Source organism: Methylobacterium komagatae (assembly GCF_042661665.1).
Classification (GTDB): Bacteria; Pseudomonadota; Alphaproteobacteria; order Rhizobiales; family Beijerinckiaceae; genus Methylobacterium; species Methylobacterium komagatae.
On the sequence record NZ_JBHSWN010000001.1, the window covers coordinates 847,015 to 862,462 of the forward strand.

The 15,448-nt window shown below is 60.5% G+C and carries 16 protein-coding genes; 6 read left to right on the plus strand and 10 right to left on the minus strand.

Features of this window, described 5'->3' with window-relative positions:
• Positions 1–14 precede the first annotated feature (14 nt).
• On the plus strand, positions 15–1,142 hold the full coding sequence (locus ACFQE0_RS04250) for a glycosyltransferase (RefSeq protein ID WP_378967380.1): 1,128 nt from the start codon (positions 15–17) through the stop codon (positions 1,140–1,142).
• A 56-nt stretch (positions 1,143–1,198) separates the two neighbouring features.
• Here the strand turns inward: ACFQE0_RS04250 and ACFQE0_RS04255 are convergent, their stop codons facing one another.
• On the minus strand, positions 1,199–1,753 hold the full coding sequence (locus tag ACFQE0_RS04255; protein WP_378967382.1) for a hypothetical protein: 555 nt from the start codon (positions 1,751–1,753) through the stop codon (positions 1,199–1,201).
• A gap of 450 nt (positions 1,754–2,203) precedes the next feature.
• Between ACFQE0_RS04255 and ACFQE0_RS04260 the strand changes: the two genes are divergently transcribed.
• The 5 genes from ACFQE0_RS04260 to ACFQE0_RS04280 all read left to right on the plus strand — a co-directional run bounded on the left by ACFQE0_RS04260 (position 2,204) and on the right by ACFQE0_RS04280 (position 7,172).
• Positions 2,204–2,614, plus strand: a complete 411-nt coding sequence (locus ACFQE0_RS04260) for a LamG domain-containing protein (RefSeq protein WP_378967385.1) — start codon at positions 2,204–2,206, stop codon at positions 2,612–2,614.
• Positions 2,611–3,075 carry a glycoside hydrolase family 16 protein gene (locus ACFQE0_RS04265; protein WP_378967387.1) on the plus strand — a complete coding sequence of 155 codons (465 nt, stop codon included), beginning with the start codon at positions 2,611–2,613 and terminating at the stop codon, positions 3,073–3,075. The genes ACFQE0_RS04260 and ACFQE0_RS04265 overlap by 4 nt, the downstream gene beginning before the upstream one ends.
• A gap of 239 nt (positions 3,076–3,314) precedes the next feature.
• Positions 3,315–4,745, plus strand: a complete 1,431-nt coding sequence (locus ACFQE0_RS04270) for an oligosaccharide flippase family protein (protein ID WP_378967390.1) — start codon at positions 3,315–3,317, stop codon at positions 4,743–4,745.
• Between the two features lie 287 nt (positions 4,746–5,032).
• Positions 5,033–6,103, plus strand: coding sequence for a glycosyltransferase family 4 protein (locus tag ACFQE0_RS04275; RefSeq protein WP_378967392.1), 1,071 nt, complete (start codon positions 5,033–5,035; stop codon positions 6,101–6,103).
• A gap of 328 nt (positions 6,104–6,431) precedes the next feature.
• Positions 6,432–7,172, plus strand: coding sequence for a glycosyltransferase (locus tag ACFQE0_RS04280; protein ID WP_378967394.1), 741 nt, complete (start codon positions 6,432–6,434; stop codon positions 7,170–7,172).
• Between the two features lie 49 nt (positions 7,173–7,221).
• On the opposite strand, the gene ACFQE0_RS04285 is transcribed toward ACFQE0_RS04280, so the two are convergent.
• The 9 genes from ACFQE0_RS04285 to ACFQE0_RS04325 form a co-directional block, all read right to left on the minus strand.
• Entirely contained in the window at positions 7,222–8,625 is a 1,404-nt protein-coding gene (locus ACFQE0_RS04285; RefSeq protein WP_378967397.1) for a hypothetical protein, read from the minus strand.
• A gap of 86 nt (positions 8,626–8,711) precedes the next feature.
• Positions 8,712–9,650 (minus strand): hypothetical protein, encoded by a 939-nt coding sequence (locus tag ACFQE0_RS04290; protein WP_378967399.1) that lies wholly within the window; start codon positions 9,648–9,650, stop codon positions 8,712–8,714.
• A gap of 79 nt (positions 9,651–9,729) precedes the next feature.
• The gene (locus tag ACFQE0_RS04295; RefSeq protein WP_378967401.1) at positions 9,730–10,608 is read right to left on the minus strand and encodes a hypothetical protein; all 879 of its coding nucleotides are present in this window, start codon (positions 10,606–10,608) and stop codon (positions 9,730–9,732) included.
• A 115-nt stretch (positions 10,609–10,723) separates the two neighbouring features.
• Positions 10,724–11,608 carry a glycosyltransferase family 2 protein gene (locus ACFQE0_RS04300; RefSeq protein ID WP_378967404.1) on the minus strand — a complete coding sequence of 295 codons (885 nt, stop codon included), beginning with the start codon at positions 11,606–11,608 and terminating at the stop codon, positions 10,724–10,726.
• Between the two features lie 18 nt (positions 11,609–11,626).
• Positions 11,627–12,019, minus strand: a complete 393-nt coding sequence (locus ACFQE0_RS04305; protein WP_465264086.1) for a glycosyltransferase — start codon at positions 12,017–12,019, stop codon at positions 11,627–11,629.
• Positions 11,962–12,756 carry a glycosyltransferase gene (locus ACFQE0_RS04310; RefSeq protein WP_378967408.1) on the minus strand — a complete coding sequence of 265 codons (795 nt, stop codon included), beginning with the start codon at positions 12,754–12,756 and terminating at the stop codon, positions 11,962–11,964. The genes ACFQE0_RS04305 and ACFQE0_RS04310 overlap by 58 nt, the downstream gene beginning before the upstream one ends.
• Positions 12,757–12,876: 120 nt before the next feature.
• The gene (locus ACFQE0_RS04315) at positions 12,877–13,155 is read right to left on the minus strand and encodes a hypothetical protein (protein ID WP_378967410.1); all 279 of its coding nucleotides are present in this window, start codon (positions 13,153–13,155) and stop codon (positions 12,877–12,879) included.
• A 29-nt stretch (positions 13,156–13,184) separates the two neighbouring features.
• Positions 13,185–13,766: a Wzz/FepE/Etk N-terminal domain-containing protein gene (locus ACFQE0_RS04320; RefSeq protein ID WP_378967412.1), complete on the minus strand. Its 582-nt coding sequence runs from the start codon at positions 13,764–13,766 to the stop codon at positions 13,185–13,187.
• A gap of 191 nt (positions 13,767–13,957) precedes the next feature.
• Positions 13,958–15,226 (minus strand): polysaccharide biosynthesis/export family protein, encoded by a 1,269-nt coding sequence (locus ACFQE0_RS04325; RefSeq protein WP_378967415.1) that lies wholly within the window; start codon positions 15,224–15,226, stop codon positions 13,958–13,960.
• Between the last annotated feature and the right edge of the window lie 222 nt (positions 15,227–15,448).

Consider the following 15,448-nt stretch of genomic DNA (forward strand, 5'->3'; position numbering starts at 1 on the left):
ACCCGGAGGACTCCATGCGCGTCGCGATCATCCACTACTGGCTGGTGGGGATGCGGGGCGGTGAGAAGGTCATCGAGGTTCTCGCCCGGATGTATCCCCAGGCGGACATTTTCACCCATGTGGTCGTGCCGGAGATCCTGACGGAGGACCTCCGCAAGCACACGATCAAAACCTCCTTCATCGCCAAGCTTCCGCGGGCGCCGAAGATGTACAAGTCGTACCTGCCGCTGATGCCCCTCGCTTTGGAGCAGCTCGACCTGCGGGGCTACGACCTGATCATCAGCAGCGAATCCGGCCCGGCTAAGGGAATCGTCCCCCCGGAGGGATCGGTTCATGTCTGCTATTGCCACTCGCCGATGCGGTACATCTGGAACATGTACCACGACTACCGGGAGGGGGCCGGGCGTCTCGCCAAGCTGTCGATGCCCATCCTGACCCACTATCTCCGGCTATGGGACGAGAGTTCCGCCGCACGGGTCGACCGTTTCGTGGCCAATTCCAGCACCGTCGCCTCGCGCATCCGCCGATACTATCGACGGGATGCCGGTGTCGTGCATCCGCCCGTCGACGTCGATGCCTTCGCGCCGGTCCCCCCGGAGGAAGTGGGCGACTATTATTTGATGGTCGGCGAACTGGTCCGTTACAAGCGGCCGGACATTGCCGTGCGGGCCTTCAACCGGACGGGTCGGCGCCTCGTCGTGATCGGCGGCGGCGAGATGCTGTCCGAACTGCGTGCGCTCGCGGGTCCCACCGTGGAGATGCTGGGATCCCAGCCCTTCGCGCAACTGCGCCATCACTATGCCCGTGCCCGCGGCCTGATCTTCCCGGGCGAGGAAGATTTCGGGATCGTGCCCGTGGAGGCGATGGCGAGCGGTCGCCCTGTTGTGGCCTTCGGCCGGGGTGGAGCCACGGAGACCGTGGTCGATGGGCGCACCGGCGTGTTCTTCGACGAACAGAGCGAGGACGCCCTCATCGAGGCCATCGCGCGCCTGGAGAAGCTGCCCCTCGATCCGGCAGAGATCGTCGGCCACGCTCGCCAGTTCAATCCGGCCCGCTTCGAGCAACAGATGCGCGAGGCGATCGCCGAAGCCTGGGCGGAGGTTCATGGTAAGGCGCCGCCCGAAGGGGCGCGGGTCGTCTGAACACACGGGACGCGAGCGGCCCCTCGCTCACGGTGATGTGAACGCCCGAAGCGACGTCAGGTCGACGAGACCGCTGCGGGCGCCGTACCATTCGCGAGGCTAGGCGACACCTTGATCGCCATGGGCCGACTGACCGGCTCAGATTCCCCACTCCTCGCATCTGCCTGTGAGACCGCGAGTTGGGCGAGGACTTCGTTGCCGATGCGAGGGCGATGGGGAATTTGTGGCAGAACGATCTTCTGACTCGCTCGCGATGAAATCTTCGCCTGCAGATGATCTAATATATCTTTGGCAACTTGCAGCTTGTATTGCTCTTTCTTGGCCTCTTCGAGGCGAAGCTTCTCTGCCTCGGCCTCTCGAATTTGCGCCTCTTCCGACAAGTACTTAAGCTCGAGCGAGGCGAGCGCCAGCTTGGAAGACGCGTGGTCGAAGATATCGCTGGTTTTGACAGTCGGCCTCGAGAAATACAGATAAAACGCGTTGACAGCCAGCATCGTCATGACGCCGAGCGGCAGGATATCGAACTTTCTGCTGAGAAACACCCATGCAGCAAAAATCGCAACCGCCGATAGAGCGGAAAAGTACATCAATAATTTTCGGAGAGCCGCCATGCTAGAACCATGTAATTATAGTAAATCTGGTCCTAAGAATTATTTAAGGCCAGATTGTGGCAGCACATAATCAGTCAACTGGGGCAATGTCCATAGAAGCTAGCCTATATAAGTCGCGATTTCAACAACGAATCAATATCTCGCTCGCTGATATGCGCAATTTTTAGCCTTGCTAGCCACGGAAACTCTCATTCCCGCCAAAGCCGGGCCAGCCGCCATCGCCGCCAACGATGTCGCAGGCGAAACGCTGGCCGTCAGGGGCGGGATGATCGCGCCGGTTAAGCATCTCGGCACTCATCCTCGCCGGACTCACCCTGTTTCCACGCAGACCTGACATACCTGTCACCGAGTTGAGGCAAGCTGGACACAGAACGCACTCGGATTATATCGTGTCGAGCCGCCGCTAAATCAGTCGATGAAAATCGCTGACGAGATCGAACGGACAAGCATATGCCAAATTTGTACAAGAAATATTGTGCTATTCTTGCCTCGATCGCTTTCCCACTTCTGGCAAGCTGCGGTGGGTCGCAAGCTGAGGGCGCCAAGCTCCAACTGTGCCGTTACAACAAGGTTTTCGCGGACGATTTCAATTCTCTGAGCGTCTCGCCCTCCAACAACGATCGCACGCGCTGGTCGGCTCACACACCTTGGTACGGCGATTTCGGCGATGCAAAATTCATCGACCCGGTCGATATGTACGCCGACCCCGAGAAGAATGATCCGTTCCTGATCCGCGACGGCGTGCTCGTCATCAGAGCCGCAAGCATGAGGGTGGCAAGTGGACTTCCGGATTGCTGTCCTCGGCCGACCCGACGACGGCGGGCTTCGCCCTCAAGTATGGGTACTTCGAAGCCCGCATGAAGCTCCCTCCGGGCCCCGGCGTATGGCCGGCCTTCTGGCTGAACTCCAACAACAAGAAGGATGACAAGACGCCGTCCGTCGAGATCGACGTGTTGGAATATTACGGTCAATTCCCCGGGGTCATTCACTCGGTCTGGCACATTTGGGACAAGGTCGATTCGGCTAAGAACACGGGTGGCGAAGTCGTCACGAACGTCCCGCCGGGCTCGCTCAACGATGCCTTCCACACCTACGGGGTCGATGTCAGTCCGGAATGGATCGTCTTCTATCTGGATCGGAAGGAAATCGGCCGGACAAAGACCCCGCCGGAGCACACGAAGCCTCTCATGATTCTGGTCAATCTCGCCCTCGGCGGCGGATGGCCGATCGACAAGACACCGAGCCCGTCCGAACTCCTGGTCGATTACATCTACGCGTTCGCTCCCGACGAGGCCAAGGCGAACATGACATGTCCCGATTGATCCCCCAGGGGCGGACATGCCGGACGCGGAGCCGGGGACATCGTTGAGCCATTTCCCGCATACAGGGTGAGTCCCGCGCGGCGAGCGAAGGGTCCGAAAGGCAGGTGGGAAGCGCCCTCGCCTGCTCGGGCGCCCTGCCCTCGCCGCGCTTATACAACCATACGGATCATTGGCTGCCGACCCGACGGACGCAGCTTTGGCTCGTGCCGTCGTGACATCAGACCCTTTCGGAGCCTGCAGTGAGCCTTAGGCGAAAAGCGATCAGTTCCGCCCTCTGGAGCGCTGCGAGACTCGGCGTCGATCAAGTTTTCCTTCTGATCATGTTCGTGCTGATCACTAGGAAGGTGACACCGGCAGAGGTCGGAAGCTTCGTGCTCGTCTCGTCGATCATCGAGCTGTTCCGGCTCCCGATCTCGGCGATTGCGGACGCCGTCATCCGGTCGTCGGATAACGAGACGCCCAACGTCGCGTTCTGGTCGAGCGTCGTTTTCGCCGTCGTGGCGATGGTGCTTCTCAACGTCGTCGTCTTTTTCGCGGGCCCCTACCTTCAGCTGAATAACCAGGGGATGATCTTCCTGGCGATGACGACGCTTCTGCCGCTCTCCGCGTTGTGCACGACGCATATGAGCCTGCTGCTGCGCTCGTTCGACCACCGGGTAATGACGATTTGCACCCTCGCTGCCGGCGTCTGCGGCGGGCTGCTGGGCTATGTGATGGCGGTGAACGGCTACGGCACGTGGAGCCTCGTCGCGCAGAAACTACTCGCCGAGGTCGTTTACGTCGCCTTCAGCTGGTATTTCGCGCGGTGGGTCCCGAACTTCGACATGACCTGGAATGGGTTCAGGGAGTTCATCAATTACACTTGGCACACCTTCCTTTCGAGCAGCACCGGGGTGATCGGTGTTCGCTTGCAGGAATTCATCCTGGGTGTGTTCCTCGGCCTGCAGGCCGTCGCGGCGGTGCGGGTGGCGTGGCGGCTGGTCGACGTGATCAACGCCGCGACGATCCAGCCCATGTTCGCGGTCATGTTGCCCCTGTTCGGCGCCGTGCGCGATGACAAGGAGAAGCTGGACCGGGCGATCTACAGCACGACCGTCCTCGGCTCCCTGCTGACCATCCCGGCCGCTTTGGGCTTCGCCGTCGTCGGCTCGGATGCCGTCGAGATCATCTTCGGTAAGGATTGGCGAACGGCCGGCGATATCGCGGCCGTTCTCGGCTTGATCGTTCCCATCAACCTGTTGACGAGCGTCTATTCCCGCTCGTTCTCGGCGATCGGCCTGCCGAACCTGAATGCCTTGGTCGGTTTTGCGGGTCTCACCGTCTACTGCGCCGTCGCGATCGCGGCGAGCTACCTGGGCCTCAGCTATTATGCGGGCTTGGCCTTTTTCGGACAGGTCGCCCTGCTCCTGTTCCAGTTGTTCATCCTCTCTCGCCGAACCGACATGAGCGCGCGGCGTTCGATCAAGGCGATGCTGCCCTCCGTCATCGCGAGCGTGGTGATGTATGCCGTGCTCGTCGGGCTATCCCATGCCGGACTGATCCCGGCGACGGACCCCATCGTTCATGTCGCGGTCCTGTCACTGCTCGGTGCTCTGGTGTTCGTGGCAGTGATGATGTCGCTCTTCCGGCTTCACACGGTGTCGATCATCCGGATCCTGATTCCGAAATAGCGCCTTGTGCCAAACCAGCCGTGGGCATTGCAGAGGACGCCGAACCTTGCAGTCCCACGCGCCTTGACGCCCCGAGCCCAAGGCACCCAAGGTGTCGCGGCGGGAAACTTGGCCGAATGACCGTCGCACGGACGGACGCCGCCATAGGCCGGGAATGCCTTAACTCTGAAACTCGGCCGGCTCCCGAAAACCGATCAACGTGATGGCTCGTGACCGGTTGATTCAACATCGACCCGCTATCGTGGCCGCCGACGCTTCGATCGTGACGATCACAGGCTTACGGATCTATGCGCATACTGCACATCCTCAATCACGGCGAAGACGGTAATGGCCATGTCAATGTCGCGGTCGATCTGGCTTCGTTCCAGCGCCAGGCGGGCCATGCCGTCGCCTTTGCCGGATCAGGAGGCCCCTACAAGCCACTGCTGAAGCAGAACGGGGTCGATTGCTACGAATTCGATCTGCGCCGCAAATCGTTCAAGACGGCCCTGAAGGCGTTGCGCGACTATGTTTCGCTGATACGGGCCAGCAAACCCGACATCGTCCATGCCCACATGGTGGGAGCGGCGCTGATCGCGAAGCTGTTTCAACCGGTCTTCGGCTACAAGATCGTTTGCACGATCCATAACTCCTTCGACAAGCAAGCACGACTGATGTCGGTCGGGAACCGGGTGGTTGCGGTGAGCGAAGCCGTCCGGAAGCAAATGGTGGCGCGGGGGATCAAGCCCGAGAAGATGCTGGTCATCAAGAACGGCGTCATCGGCACCCATCGCTTGAGCCCGACCTTCGAGCTCAAGACTCTCCAGAAGCCGGCGATCGGAACCGTCTGCGGCCTGCACCCCAGGAAGGGCGTACAGGATCTCATCAAGGCGTTCTCATTGGTCGCCGCCAAGCACCCCACCAGCCATCTCTACGTGGTTGGCGGCGGTCCGATGCAGTCAGAGTACGAAGAACTGGCTCGGGAGACCGGTTTTGGAGACCGGATCCACTTTGCCGGGTTCCAATCCGATCCGCGGCCCTATCTCTACGCGCTAGACATCTTTGTCCTCGCATCCCATGCCGACCCGTTTCCTCTCGCAGTCCTGGAGGCCCGTGCCGCCGGTTGCGTCATGATCGGGACGAACGTCGATGGCATTCCGGAAGCATTGGACTTTGGAGAAGCCGGATTGATTGCAGAGCCCAAAGACCCCGAGAACCTCGCCGCGCAGCTCGATGCGGTGTTGTCGAGCGCGGATACGCGGGAGAAACTGAAAGAGGGGTCGGCCCGGACCATCGATGAGTTCAAGCTCGAAAAAGTCTCCGATCGACATCTTCGGCTCTACAGCAGCTTGCTGGGCGAGTCCCCCGCGCATAGCTGAGCGATCCGCTCGCACGGGAGCACGCCCGGCACGACAAGGGCGCTTGGCATGCAATCGCGTTACCGAGATTTGATCTTCGCTATTGCCGTACTTGACATGACACCCACTGGAACCAGGCCTTTGCACCGGCAAACAGTCTCTAACTCAGCGCAATTTTCAACGATATTTGTGGACCGACTGCACAACTCAGTAGGCGAAGAGGATGGACCGGCTTGAAGCCCGCGGTTAGGACAGGGCTAATGGCACCAATAGGCTGCCTATCAATTTACCATCGAGATGGGCCTCTCCGGCTGGTGCGTAGGCGTAAATCGATGATGGTGGAACCCAAATGATCCCTAAAATCCTGCATGGCATTTGGGTTGGCACGTCACCAATGCCGGGCCGCTTCAAACCCAATATCGACTCTTGGAAGAAATTTAATCCGTCTTACGACGTGAAAATTTGGGGCAACGAAGATCTCAACTTCGATGACCCGTACGTCCGCATGGCTTACGACCAGCAGGCTTGGGCAAAGCTGTCGGACTACCTGCGGCTTCAGATCGTCCGGGATCACGGTGGCATTTATCTCGATGTCGATATCGAGGCCATCGCGCCCTTCGACCATCTTCTCACGTATGATTGCTTCGTCGGCATCCAGAGCACGGACGCGCAGGACAGCCCGGTCTGCAACGCCGTGATCGGCGCGAAGCCCCATCACCCCTTCATTACCGAAGCCCTGGCGCGTTTCCCGAATTCATTCTCCGGCGATCTTTACTACGCACCGACCGGCCCTGAACTGGTCAGCGAGATCCTGCTGGAAAACGGCCTCAAGGTCGAAAATCGGATCCAGCATTGCGGCGACGTTTGCGTGCTACCGACCGAGTACTTCTATCCGTACCATTGGCGGGAGCGGTTCAAGCGCAGCTGCCTGACGCCGCGCACCGTGGCCATTCATTATTGGGACATGAGCTGGCACAACCACCTCGCGCCCAAATTCGTCCGGGTGGTCAAGGAGGTCCTGAAAGACAACCGGCACCTCTACGGCCTGATCCGGTGGCTCAAGGCCTCGATCATCGGCAATCGATCCTGAAGGCGCCCGCTTCATCATCATAAGAACGCGATGACGAAGGGGCCCCGGCTCAGCCCCTGGGGAGAGGTTCACCGGGGGGCGCTGCCTGGTAGCGGAGCCGCATCCGCGCATACTCCTTCCTGAGCCGCGTCACCTCGGCCAAGCCCAGACCCAGCAGCGTGTAGAACAGGACGCCCGCATCGACCACCGTCCCCATCAGCGAGATGGAGAAGACGCAGACGAGGATCGAGAACCGCACCGCGTTCAGGCGGTTCGACGACAGGTGGTAGTGAGCGAACAGCTCGAGGACGAGCATGCAGAACAGCGCCGTCCCGATGACCCCCGTATTGGACAAGAGGGCTAGGAAGAAGGAGGACGCCCGGCTGCTGCCGACGCCGATCCCGAAGCCGTAGGTCTCCACGAAGTTGCGGATCGCTTGCGTGTTCCACGAGCCACGCTCGATGCCCGAGGACGTGTTGGCCTTGTTGAAGATGAGCGTATCGAGCAGGCTGTTCAGGGCCGAGAAGTCATATTCCGCGAGGTACATCAGGCCCACGCAGATCACCCCAAGCGACACGAGCACGAAGAAATACACTTCCGAGGGCTGGATGCGCTGCCGGAAGCTGCCGTAGGCGCTGCGGAGTACGGCCAAGCCGAACATGAAGCCGAAGGTCACATAGCCGGCGGACGAGGTAGCCGCGACTAATCCGATCGTCAGTACAACCAGCGTCATCAACCTCATGAGGGATTTGGGGGCGCTGTTATACTTGATGTACGCGTAAGCCAGGAAGATCGCGCACTGGGATCCGAAGGATGAGGATTCCGTGGCGAAGCCGGTCAGTCGCTTGAACGACCCGATCTCGATATCCGTCAGCAGCTCATAATTGGCCGTGCGTAGGAAGAAGAACGGGTCGCCGAAGCCCGAATATCGCATGGGCAGCTCGATCAGGACGATCAGCGCCAGGAAGCGCGACGCATATTCGAAGCCGCGATCGAGTTGGCCGATCGAAACCTCGTCAATGCGGGCCGACAGGACGGTCAGCAGACACAGATCGAGGACGAAATAGCAAAGCTGCGAGAAGTTGCCCGAGCTCGGCTGAAGCGGGATCGGGGCGAAGAACACGTCGAACGACCGCGACAGGGAAAAGACCGAGGTCGCGCCCTCGAACATGCGGGGGAACAGAAACGCCGAGAGGATCCCGTAGGCGAGGAACGCAGCGATCAGCGCAATCTGCACCCTGGAGCCGCCCCGTTCGATACGGCGCAGGGCGTCGAGCCCATAGTAGACGATCACGATGCCGGCGATGACCGTCTGCACGAGCAGCGGCGCTCCGCCCAGAAAGCCCATCGAGACGACGGCCGTCGATGAGAACAGGGTACTGATGGGCAGGATGCCGAGGAGACCCATCTTGCCGAGGCGGCCGACCAACAGGAGGCCGAGCACGATGAGCGCCCCTACGAAACTGATCTCCATGATCCTGTCTCACTCACCCTAGGGCTGTCGCGATCCCCGGCACGCCCGGCGGGCGACGGTCCGTCAAACTCGGCGCGGTCGCAGGATTACCACGATAGCTCGGTCGTGTCGGTTTTCGGCGATCCAAATCGCCTCTGCAAACCACCCCTCACCCGGTGCCGCACCTCATCGAGCAAGAGCTTCCCCTTGGTGGACAGGGGCAGCGACTTCACCCGTGCGATGCAATCCAGACCGTCCTTGATCACGTCCTTCGTCCGGTCGGAGTATTTCAGCCGGGTCTTGATATACCGGACATCGTCGAGCACGGGGTGAAGAACCTGCCACGAACTCAGTTCGGGAAGCTCGGATTCGCGGTGGATGGGGTTCCAGTGCAGCCCTGGATGATTTACGTAATTCCCGAGCGTGTCGCACCGGAAGTTCGCCGCGATCGCCAACTCCGAACCAATGAAAGCCTCGCAGAAGGGCCAGAACGGCATATCGCCCCGGCGATAGGCTTCGCTCTGTTCGAGCCTCTTCCCCTTCAGGAAATGCGCAGCCCGGTTCGAAAAGATGACGACCGGGATCATGTAGGGGTTCAACGCATTGCCGTACAAAGGCAAATGGGGCTTCCGATAGACCCAGTTCTCGTTCGTCTCGGGGATCGTCTCGCCCACGAAGTCGACGCCCTGTCGCGCCACCTCCCGAACGAGTGACTCGATCCCGATATTGAAGACAGCATCGTAATCGGCAAACATGTAATAATCGTAATCTGGATTTTGATCGACAAACATCCACATTAGGTAATCAAGGTTCCACCAGAACAAATTCTTATAATATGCAAACACAAAGCCCATGCCGAGAGCTTTGTTCGCGTCAAACTGGTAGACATTCTTGAGCGCGGGATCGGGAAACGGCTTGCGCGAGCAATCGTAAACGATGTTCGGCGTGAGGCCTTCGCACTTGGCGACGAACCGCTGGTACTGCCGTTGGTTGAACTCGTCCCACTCGTAGCAGGTGAAGACGGCGGCGATTTTCGGGGTGGCCATCACTCGCCTCCTGGATCACTGGACCTGCCCGCGCCTCGATCGGCCCTTGGCCGCTTCGGATCGGCGCGTGTCGGCTCGCTCACGACGAGTAATGCTTGATCGTCCGGCCGACGCTCGGGACGATTTGTTTGACGATGGTCTTGATACCGAGATCGCGACCGCTCTTCCGCAGCAACCAGTTCTCCACCATGGCCGACATGATCTTGCGCGGATAGGTTCCCTTGAATTCACCCGCGAGCCCGGCCTGCTCGATCTGTGCGTGCAGGTAAGACCCTTCCGGCGGCAGGTAATCCTTCCAATATCCGAGCCGGTCAACGATATTGTTCCACAGGTGCAGCGTGTAACACTTCTGTGTCTGTTGCCTGCACTCTTCGGCATATTCCGGCAGCAACGTCTTCCAGAAATCGGTGTAGGAGATCGGGAAGAAGATTTCGGGGCCGTAGGCGTTGTCGATCGCTGCCTTATCGAGCCGCTTGGTCAGCAGCTTCGGCCCCGTCGCGCCCCAGCGGAAATTGCCGGTCGCAATCGCCTCCGTTTCCGAAATCAGCACCGGAAGATGAGGATCGTTACTGGGAAGGCGCATGATCGCGCCGCACAGCACGGAAGGGCTTTCCTTCGCGAGCACCCTGCCATCGAGGGGAAAATCGAACGCACGGGTCAGGAACAGGTCGGTATCGATCCAGATGTTCTGAGTTTTCAGGAACATGTTGTAGCGGAAAAGATCGGAAAAATGGCTGTAGCTAACTTTTCCGTTGATCTTGAAATGATTCAAGAACTCGCTGCTCAGCACGTCACCCGCATCGCGGACCGCCACGTCTGCTGGAACGTTCTCGATCTTATCATAACTATACAGTTCGACCTCGTAGCCCTTCCGCGCGAAGGAACTCAGGCAAGCCACTTCGAGAGCCGAAAGCCTTGGGCCCGCCCAGAACGTTCCGAATTTCGGTTTCTGCGTCATTCCAACAATCTACCGAAGGGTCCAGTCAGGGGCAATTGCGCCGAACTGTGTTCACTATAATCAGACGTGCATACCTTTGACTTTCAGAGTCGTTCGAGCCGGTGGCGGCCAAGGACTACTTAGAAAGCTTGGCTCGTTCCGGCTCGATCTTCCCCCTGAGGAGGTCGGCGATCGCGCGCAGATTCCCCCGAAGGCGGCCCCGGCGGTCGATGAATTTCTCCGGGTAGGCCGAGCGCACGACGTTGCTGCTGATGTTGCGGAACACATGGTCGAACACCTGCGCCGGCGTCATGGTGCCCTTCCGCAGCATGTAGATGGGGTTGATGATCTGGGAGTAACCGAGGCGCCCGCCCGCCATGCGCCCGCCCTTCACGCCCATATGGACGCCGCGCAGGTCAAAGTTCTTGATCATCCGGCCGCCCTTGGCAGCGAGGGCAGCGCCGAAATCCCGATCTTCCAGCCAGCCGTACAGAATCAGCCGCTCATCGAAGCGGAGAGATCCGATGGCCGATCGCCGGAAGGCCATGTTGCAGCCATACGGGCTGAAGGGCTCGACCACGCGGCCGGCTCCCGATGGCCGGTTTTCCGAAAGCATGCGGTCGACTTCCGAAAAGCTCAGGCCCGGCCCCTTGATGCCGTCGGCAATCACGTCGCCGGTCAGACCCACCACGTCGGGCTGGCTGCGGAAGATGCGTGCCGCGTTCGCCAGCCAATCAGGATCGGGGACGAAGTCGTCATCGAAGAAGGTGACGATGTCGATGTCATCGGTGAGCGCCTTGAGGGCAGTGTTACGCTGCGCGGCGAGACCCGCAGGCCCCTGCAGCACCTTCACCTCGGGCCAGCCTGCCGCCTCCCCCGCATCCGAAGCCTGCACGCAGGAGATGATGATCGTGACGGGCTTCAACGACTGGCGGTCGATAATCCGCCGGATCGTGCCCGACGCCACCTCCGGGCGGCCGAGCGTCGCGATCACGACGGCGATGTTCAAGTCCTTCGTCATTCCGGTGCGCGTGCCCCTTCACGTCGCTGGCTGCCCCAGCAAGTCGATGTAGCCCCGTGCGCTCTCCCGCCAAGAGTAGAGCTTGGCCTGCTGGCGCCCCCGCCCGATGAGGGTCTGGCGCAAATCGGGGCTGCCGAGCAGCGCCCTGATATGCGCGAGCCAGGCTGCCGGCTGGTCGGGCGCCGCCATCAGGGCCGCCTGACCGCAGATTTCCGGAAGGCTCGCCCGATCGGTCGAGATGACCGGGCATCCCCAGGCCATCGCCTCGAGCGCCGGAAGCCCGAACCCCTCCGTCAGCGATGGAAAGACGAGGCATAGGGCCCTGTCGAGCAGATAAGCGAGATCGTGATCGCTCACGAAGCCGAGGTGATGGACATTGGGGTCCCTTCGCCCCTCGACCGGGGCGAAGATATCCGCCCTCCCCCGGCGATGACGAGATCGACGCCCAGGCTGGCGAGATCCGGCGCCAGATTCAGCAACATGCCGATGTTCTTGTGCCTCGCGCTGGAGCCGAGCGCGAGGAGGAAGGGCCGGTTGGTCTGGCCGACGATCTTGTCGAGAGCCGCCGGGGCGATCTCGGCCTTGGACGCGTCCCAGGTGTGGACATGTTCATGCCCGTTCGGCAGCACCGCGATCTCGGACGCCCGCAGGGGCAGGTACCGCGCGATCTGTTCCGCCGAGAAGCGGCTGACCGCCGTGATCCTGGCGGAACGCCGTGCGAGGAGGGGTTGCAGCGTCCGGTAGACGGTGCGGAAGGCACGGCTGTAGCTCTCGGGAGACAGGAAGACGTTCGCATCGTGGATGCAAACGATCTGGTTCCACTTCAGGGCCGGGGCGGTGTTGCACAGGTTGATGAGCCAGCCCGGCTGCTTCCGTGCCAGCTCGAACTGTTCCCATGCATGCCCACCCCACCGCCCGACCGGAACGGTCGGGATGGCGGCGAGACCCGGATCGGGACAGCCCTGCGGAACGAGCAAGCGCGCCTGGAGCCCGTCTCTGGCCACGATCTCGTCCAGCGCCTGCGTGACGTTGCGGGCATAGCGCTGCACCCCGGTGACTGGCTGGGTATAGAAGCGCCCGTTGATCCCGAATGGCTCGGTCGACACCATCGTCATGGCCTTGTTCGGGGTGAAGGACGGATTCGGCACGCCGTCCGAAGGCTCGGCGCGGCAGAGCTTGCCGACGCCTACCTGAACGAGCCCGACAGGCCAGCGTTCCGCGAGGGCGCAGGGCCCTGCGGAACGCTCGGCCCTCTCGGGTGGCCGCGCCTAATCGTTGAAGTTCAGCGGCCCGTTGGCCCGCAGCATCGCGACCAGGGCCGCCAGAACGAAACCGAGGATCCCCATGATGATGGTCGTGATGCCGGTCTTCGGCCAGCTCGGACCGAATGGCGGCGACGCGGCCGTCAGCACGCGGGCATCGGCCGAGGGGAAGGTCTCCACGTCGATCGTCCCCGTCGCGACCGCGGCGGAGGCGATGTCGAGCTGCTTCTTCAGGTCGGCGAGGCGCCGTTCGATCAGCTCGCTGCCGCTTTCGGCCGCCTTCACCTTAATCTCCAGCTCGATTCTTGATGTAATCAGCCGTGAGCGAATTGACGATCTTCGCGGACTTGGTCGGGCTCTGCGAGGAGAACGTCGAGCTCGATGACGTAGGATTGCCCCAGGCGCTGCGTGCCGAGGCGGCCATCGAAGGCGGCGATGACCGAATTCATCGCGTCGGACTTGCTGGCGCCCTGATCGCCGTCCGTCAGGCTGAGATATTCCTTCAGGCGGCTCAGCAGCCCCGGCGTGCCTTGAAGCTCCGGATCGTTGAGAAGACCCAGCTTGCCGATGACCTCACGGCTCAGCTGCTCGGAATGCAGAACCTGGCTCTGACTTTCGATCTGCGGCGTATCGAGCGTGTACTGATACGAACTCGTTCCATCGATGTAGCTGACAGATCTCGGCTTTTCGGAAAGAAGGATTCGCGCGCGGGCGGTGTAGATAGGGCTAGCCGTCTTGCAATAAATGTAGCCTGCGGTCGCTCCGATGAGGCCGCCGATCAAGATCAGCTTCGAGTTCCTCCTGATGAACCGGCGTATGGCGGCATACGAGATGCCAGCGTCGCTGGATTCGGGTTCGATACGGCTACCGACAGGAGGCGGAGTGTTGATTGTCATGTTTCCTTCTTTCGCCGAGTCATACCGTACGCTTAACGGGATCCGCCGGTTTCATCAGAACGATCATCGACGTTATGATGACAATATATTGCGCCGGATGACACCCACCTACCGAATCTATCCCGCAAAATTCGACCGGGTCCGGGGGCCAAGAGCAAGACATGCTTCAAGGCCGCCCCAGACCATGAGGCTCAATTAGCCGCCTGATCCTCGCTGTCGCTGGGAAGCTTGAGAACGCGGATCGTATCCCCCGGCATGATCTTCGTGCTGGCATCCGCCAGTGTCTGCTGGATCTTGCCCGAAACGACGCGATCGATGGCGACCACGGCCGGAAGGCTCGTGTCCGTTTGTCCGTTGCGCATCCTTCTCGACATGTCGGCCTGACCGTTGTCGATGAGCTCCTCGTTGACGGCCATGCGACGCCTGATCTTCTGAATATTGGCGTCGACCTCCTGCAGAACCTTCAGGTCCTCCATTCGCCGCGTGTCGCGAAGATCTTGCATGTCCCGATCCGCCTTGCTGACATCCTGCCTCAGGCGAATCTCGGTCAGCTTCAGATCCTGCTTCAAGCTCGTCAGCTGGGCGACCATCTGCTCGACGGAGATCTGACGTGCCGAGACGGCCAATCCCTTGCTGGCCAGGGTGTTCACGCCCTCGAGTTCGCGCTGGGCAAGCTCGACTTGGCGATCCTGGGTCACTTGCTTCGTCTTGACCGCATCGATCTCCTTGAGCAACAGGCCCTTCACCTGAGTCAGGGATTCGATCTGCGTCTGCAACGACACCATACGAGAATTGAAGAGCTTCTCTTCTTCGGCCGCGACGCTTTCCAAGCGCTCGGCAGGCTTGAGTGTTTTGAATTCGGGCGGGAACGCAATCTTCTGACTTCCGTCGATCTCGGCCTGGAGCCGCGCCTTGCGCGCGACGAGCTGCATGAGCTCCAGCCGGTTGACCTGTAGGTCGCCGGTTTGCGTGATGTTGTCCCGCCGATAGCCGTTGAGATTGCTCTCGGGCCGGAACAGCCCGCCCGCGACGGCAATGGCCTGAAGCGCATTCAGATCAGGCTTGAACTCGTAGCTGCCGGGCCGATTGACGTAGCCGACGATATAGAACGGCCGAAAATGAGAAATCTCCACGGCCGCGTCGGGCCGTTGCGTGAGACCGAATTTGCTCTGGAGCTTATCCGAGATGATCGAGGAGATATCGGCCACTTTGAGCTTGGCGACCTGCACCTGGCCGATCAACGGCAGTGAGAGCATGCCGTCCGGCCCGACAGTGAATTCACCCTTCAGGGCCGACCATTCATAGGCTTCGTTCCGTGCAGGACGCCATTCGTAGACTGCGATCTTGAGCTTGTCTTCCGGGCCCAAGACATAATCTTTTGTATTTTGCGCAAATGCAACATTAGCCGAAATGAATGAGAATAAAAACCCACCAATTAACGCCGGGGTTCTCCAATTCATAAGAAAAGTCCTTCAAATTAAACAGAATGTTTGGGCATCTTGCCGCGGATTATAACCTACCGATGCCCAACTGTGCCACCATTTTTCGCATGTGCCTAACACTGTCCAAGAATGACGCGGTCGCGGGTCTAGCTTGAGAAGCCACGCTTCCGGACTGTGAAACTGATCGATCCAAGCAACCTTCGGGCCGCCCGAAATGGGACAGGGCCGTCCTCATCCCGG

Excerpts from the sequence above, each read along its gene's own strand:
- ACFQE0_RS04280 (WP_378967394.1), top strand. The coding sequence starts at position 6,432 with ATGATCCCTAAAATCCTGCATGGCATTTGGGTTGGCACGTCACCAATG.
- ACFQE0_RS04300 (WP_378967404.1), bottom strand. The coding sequence starts at position 11,608 with ATGACGAAGGACTTGAACATCGCCGTCGTGATCGCGACGCTCGGCCGC.
- ACFQE0_RS04265 (WP_378967387.1), top strand. The coding sequence starts at position 2,611 with ATGAAGCTCCCTCCGGGCCCCGGCGTATGGCCGGCCTTCTGGCTGAAC.
- ACFQE0_RS04320 (WP_378967412.1), bottom strand. The coding sequence starts at position 13,766 with ATGACAATCAACACTCCGCCTCCTGTCGGTAGCCGTATCGAACCCGAA.
- ACFQE0_RS04285 (WP_378967397.1), bottom strand. The coding sequence starts at position 8,625 with ATGGAGATCAGTTTCGTAGGGGCGCTCATCGTGCTCGGCCTCCTGTTG.
- ACFQE0_RS04260 (WP_378967385.1), top strand. The coding sequence starts at position 2,204 with ATGCCAAATTTGTACAAGAAATATTGTGCTATTCTTGCCTCGATCGCT.
- ACFQE0_RS04290 (WP_378967399.1), bottom strand. The coding sequence starts at position 9,650 with ATGGCCACCCCGAAAATCGCCGCCGTCTTCACCTGCTACGAGTGGGAC.
- ACFQE0_RS04250 (WP_378967380.1), top strand. The coding sequence starts at position 15 with ATGCGCGTCGCGATCATCCACTACTGGCTGGTGGGGATGCGGGGCGGT.
- ACFQE0_RS04325 (WP_378967415.1), bottom strand. The coding sequence starts at position 15,226 with ATGAATTGGAGAACCCCGGCGTTAATTGGTGGGTTTTTATTCTCATTC.
- ACFQE0_RS04275 (WP_378967392.1), top strand. The coding sequence starts at position 5,033 with ATGCGCATACTGCACATCCTCAATCACGGCGAAGACGGTAATGGCCAT.
- ACFQE0_RS04255 (WP_378967382.1), bottom strand. The coding sequence starts at position 1,753 with ATGGCGGCTCTCCGAAAATTATTGATGTACTTTTCCGCTCTATCGGCG.
- ACFQE0_RS04295 (WP_378967401.1), bottom strand. The coding sequence starts at position 10,608 with ATGACGCAGAAACCGAAATTCGGAACGTTCTGGGCGGGCCCAAGGCTT.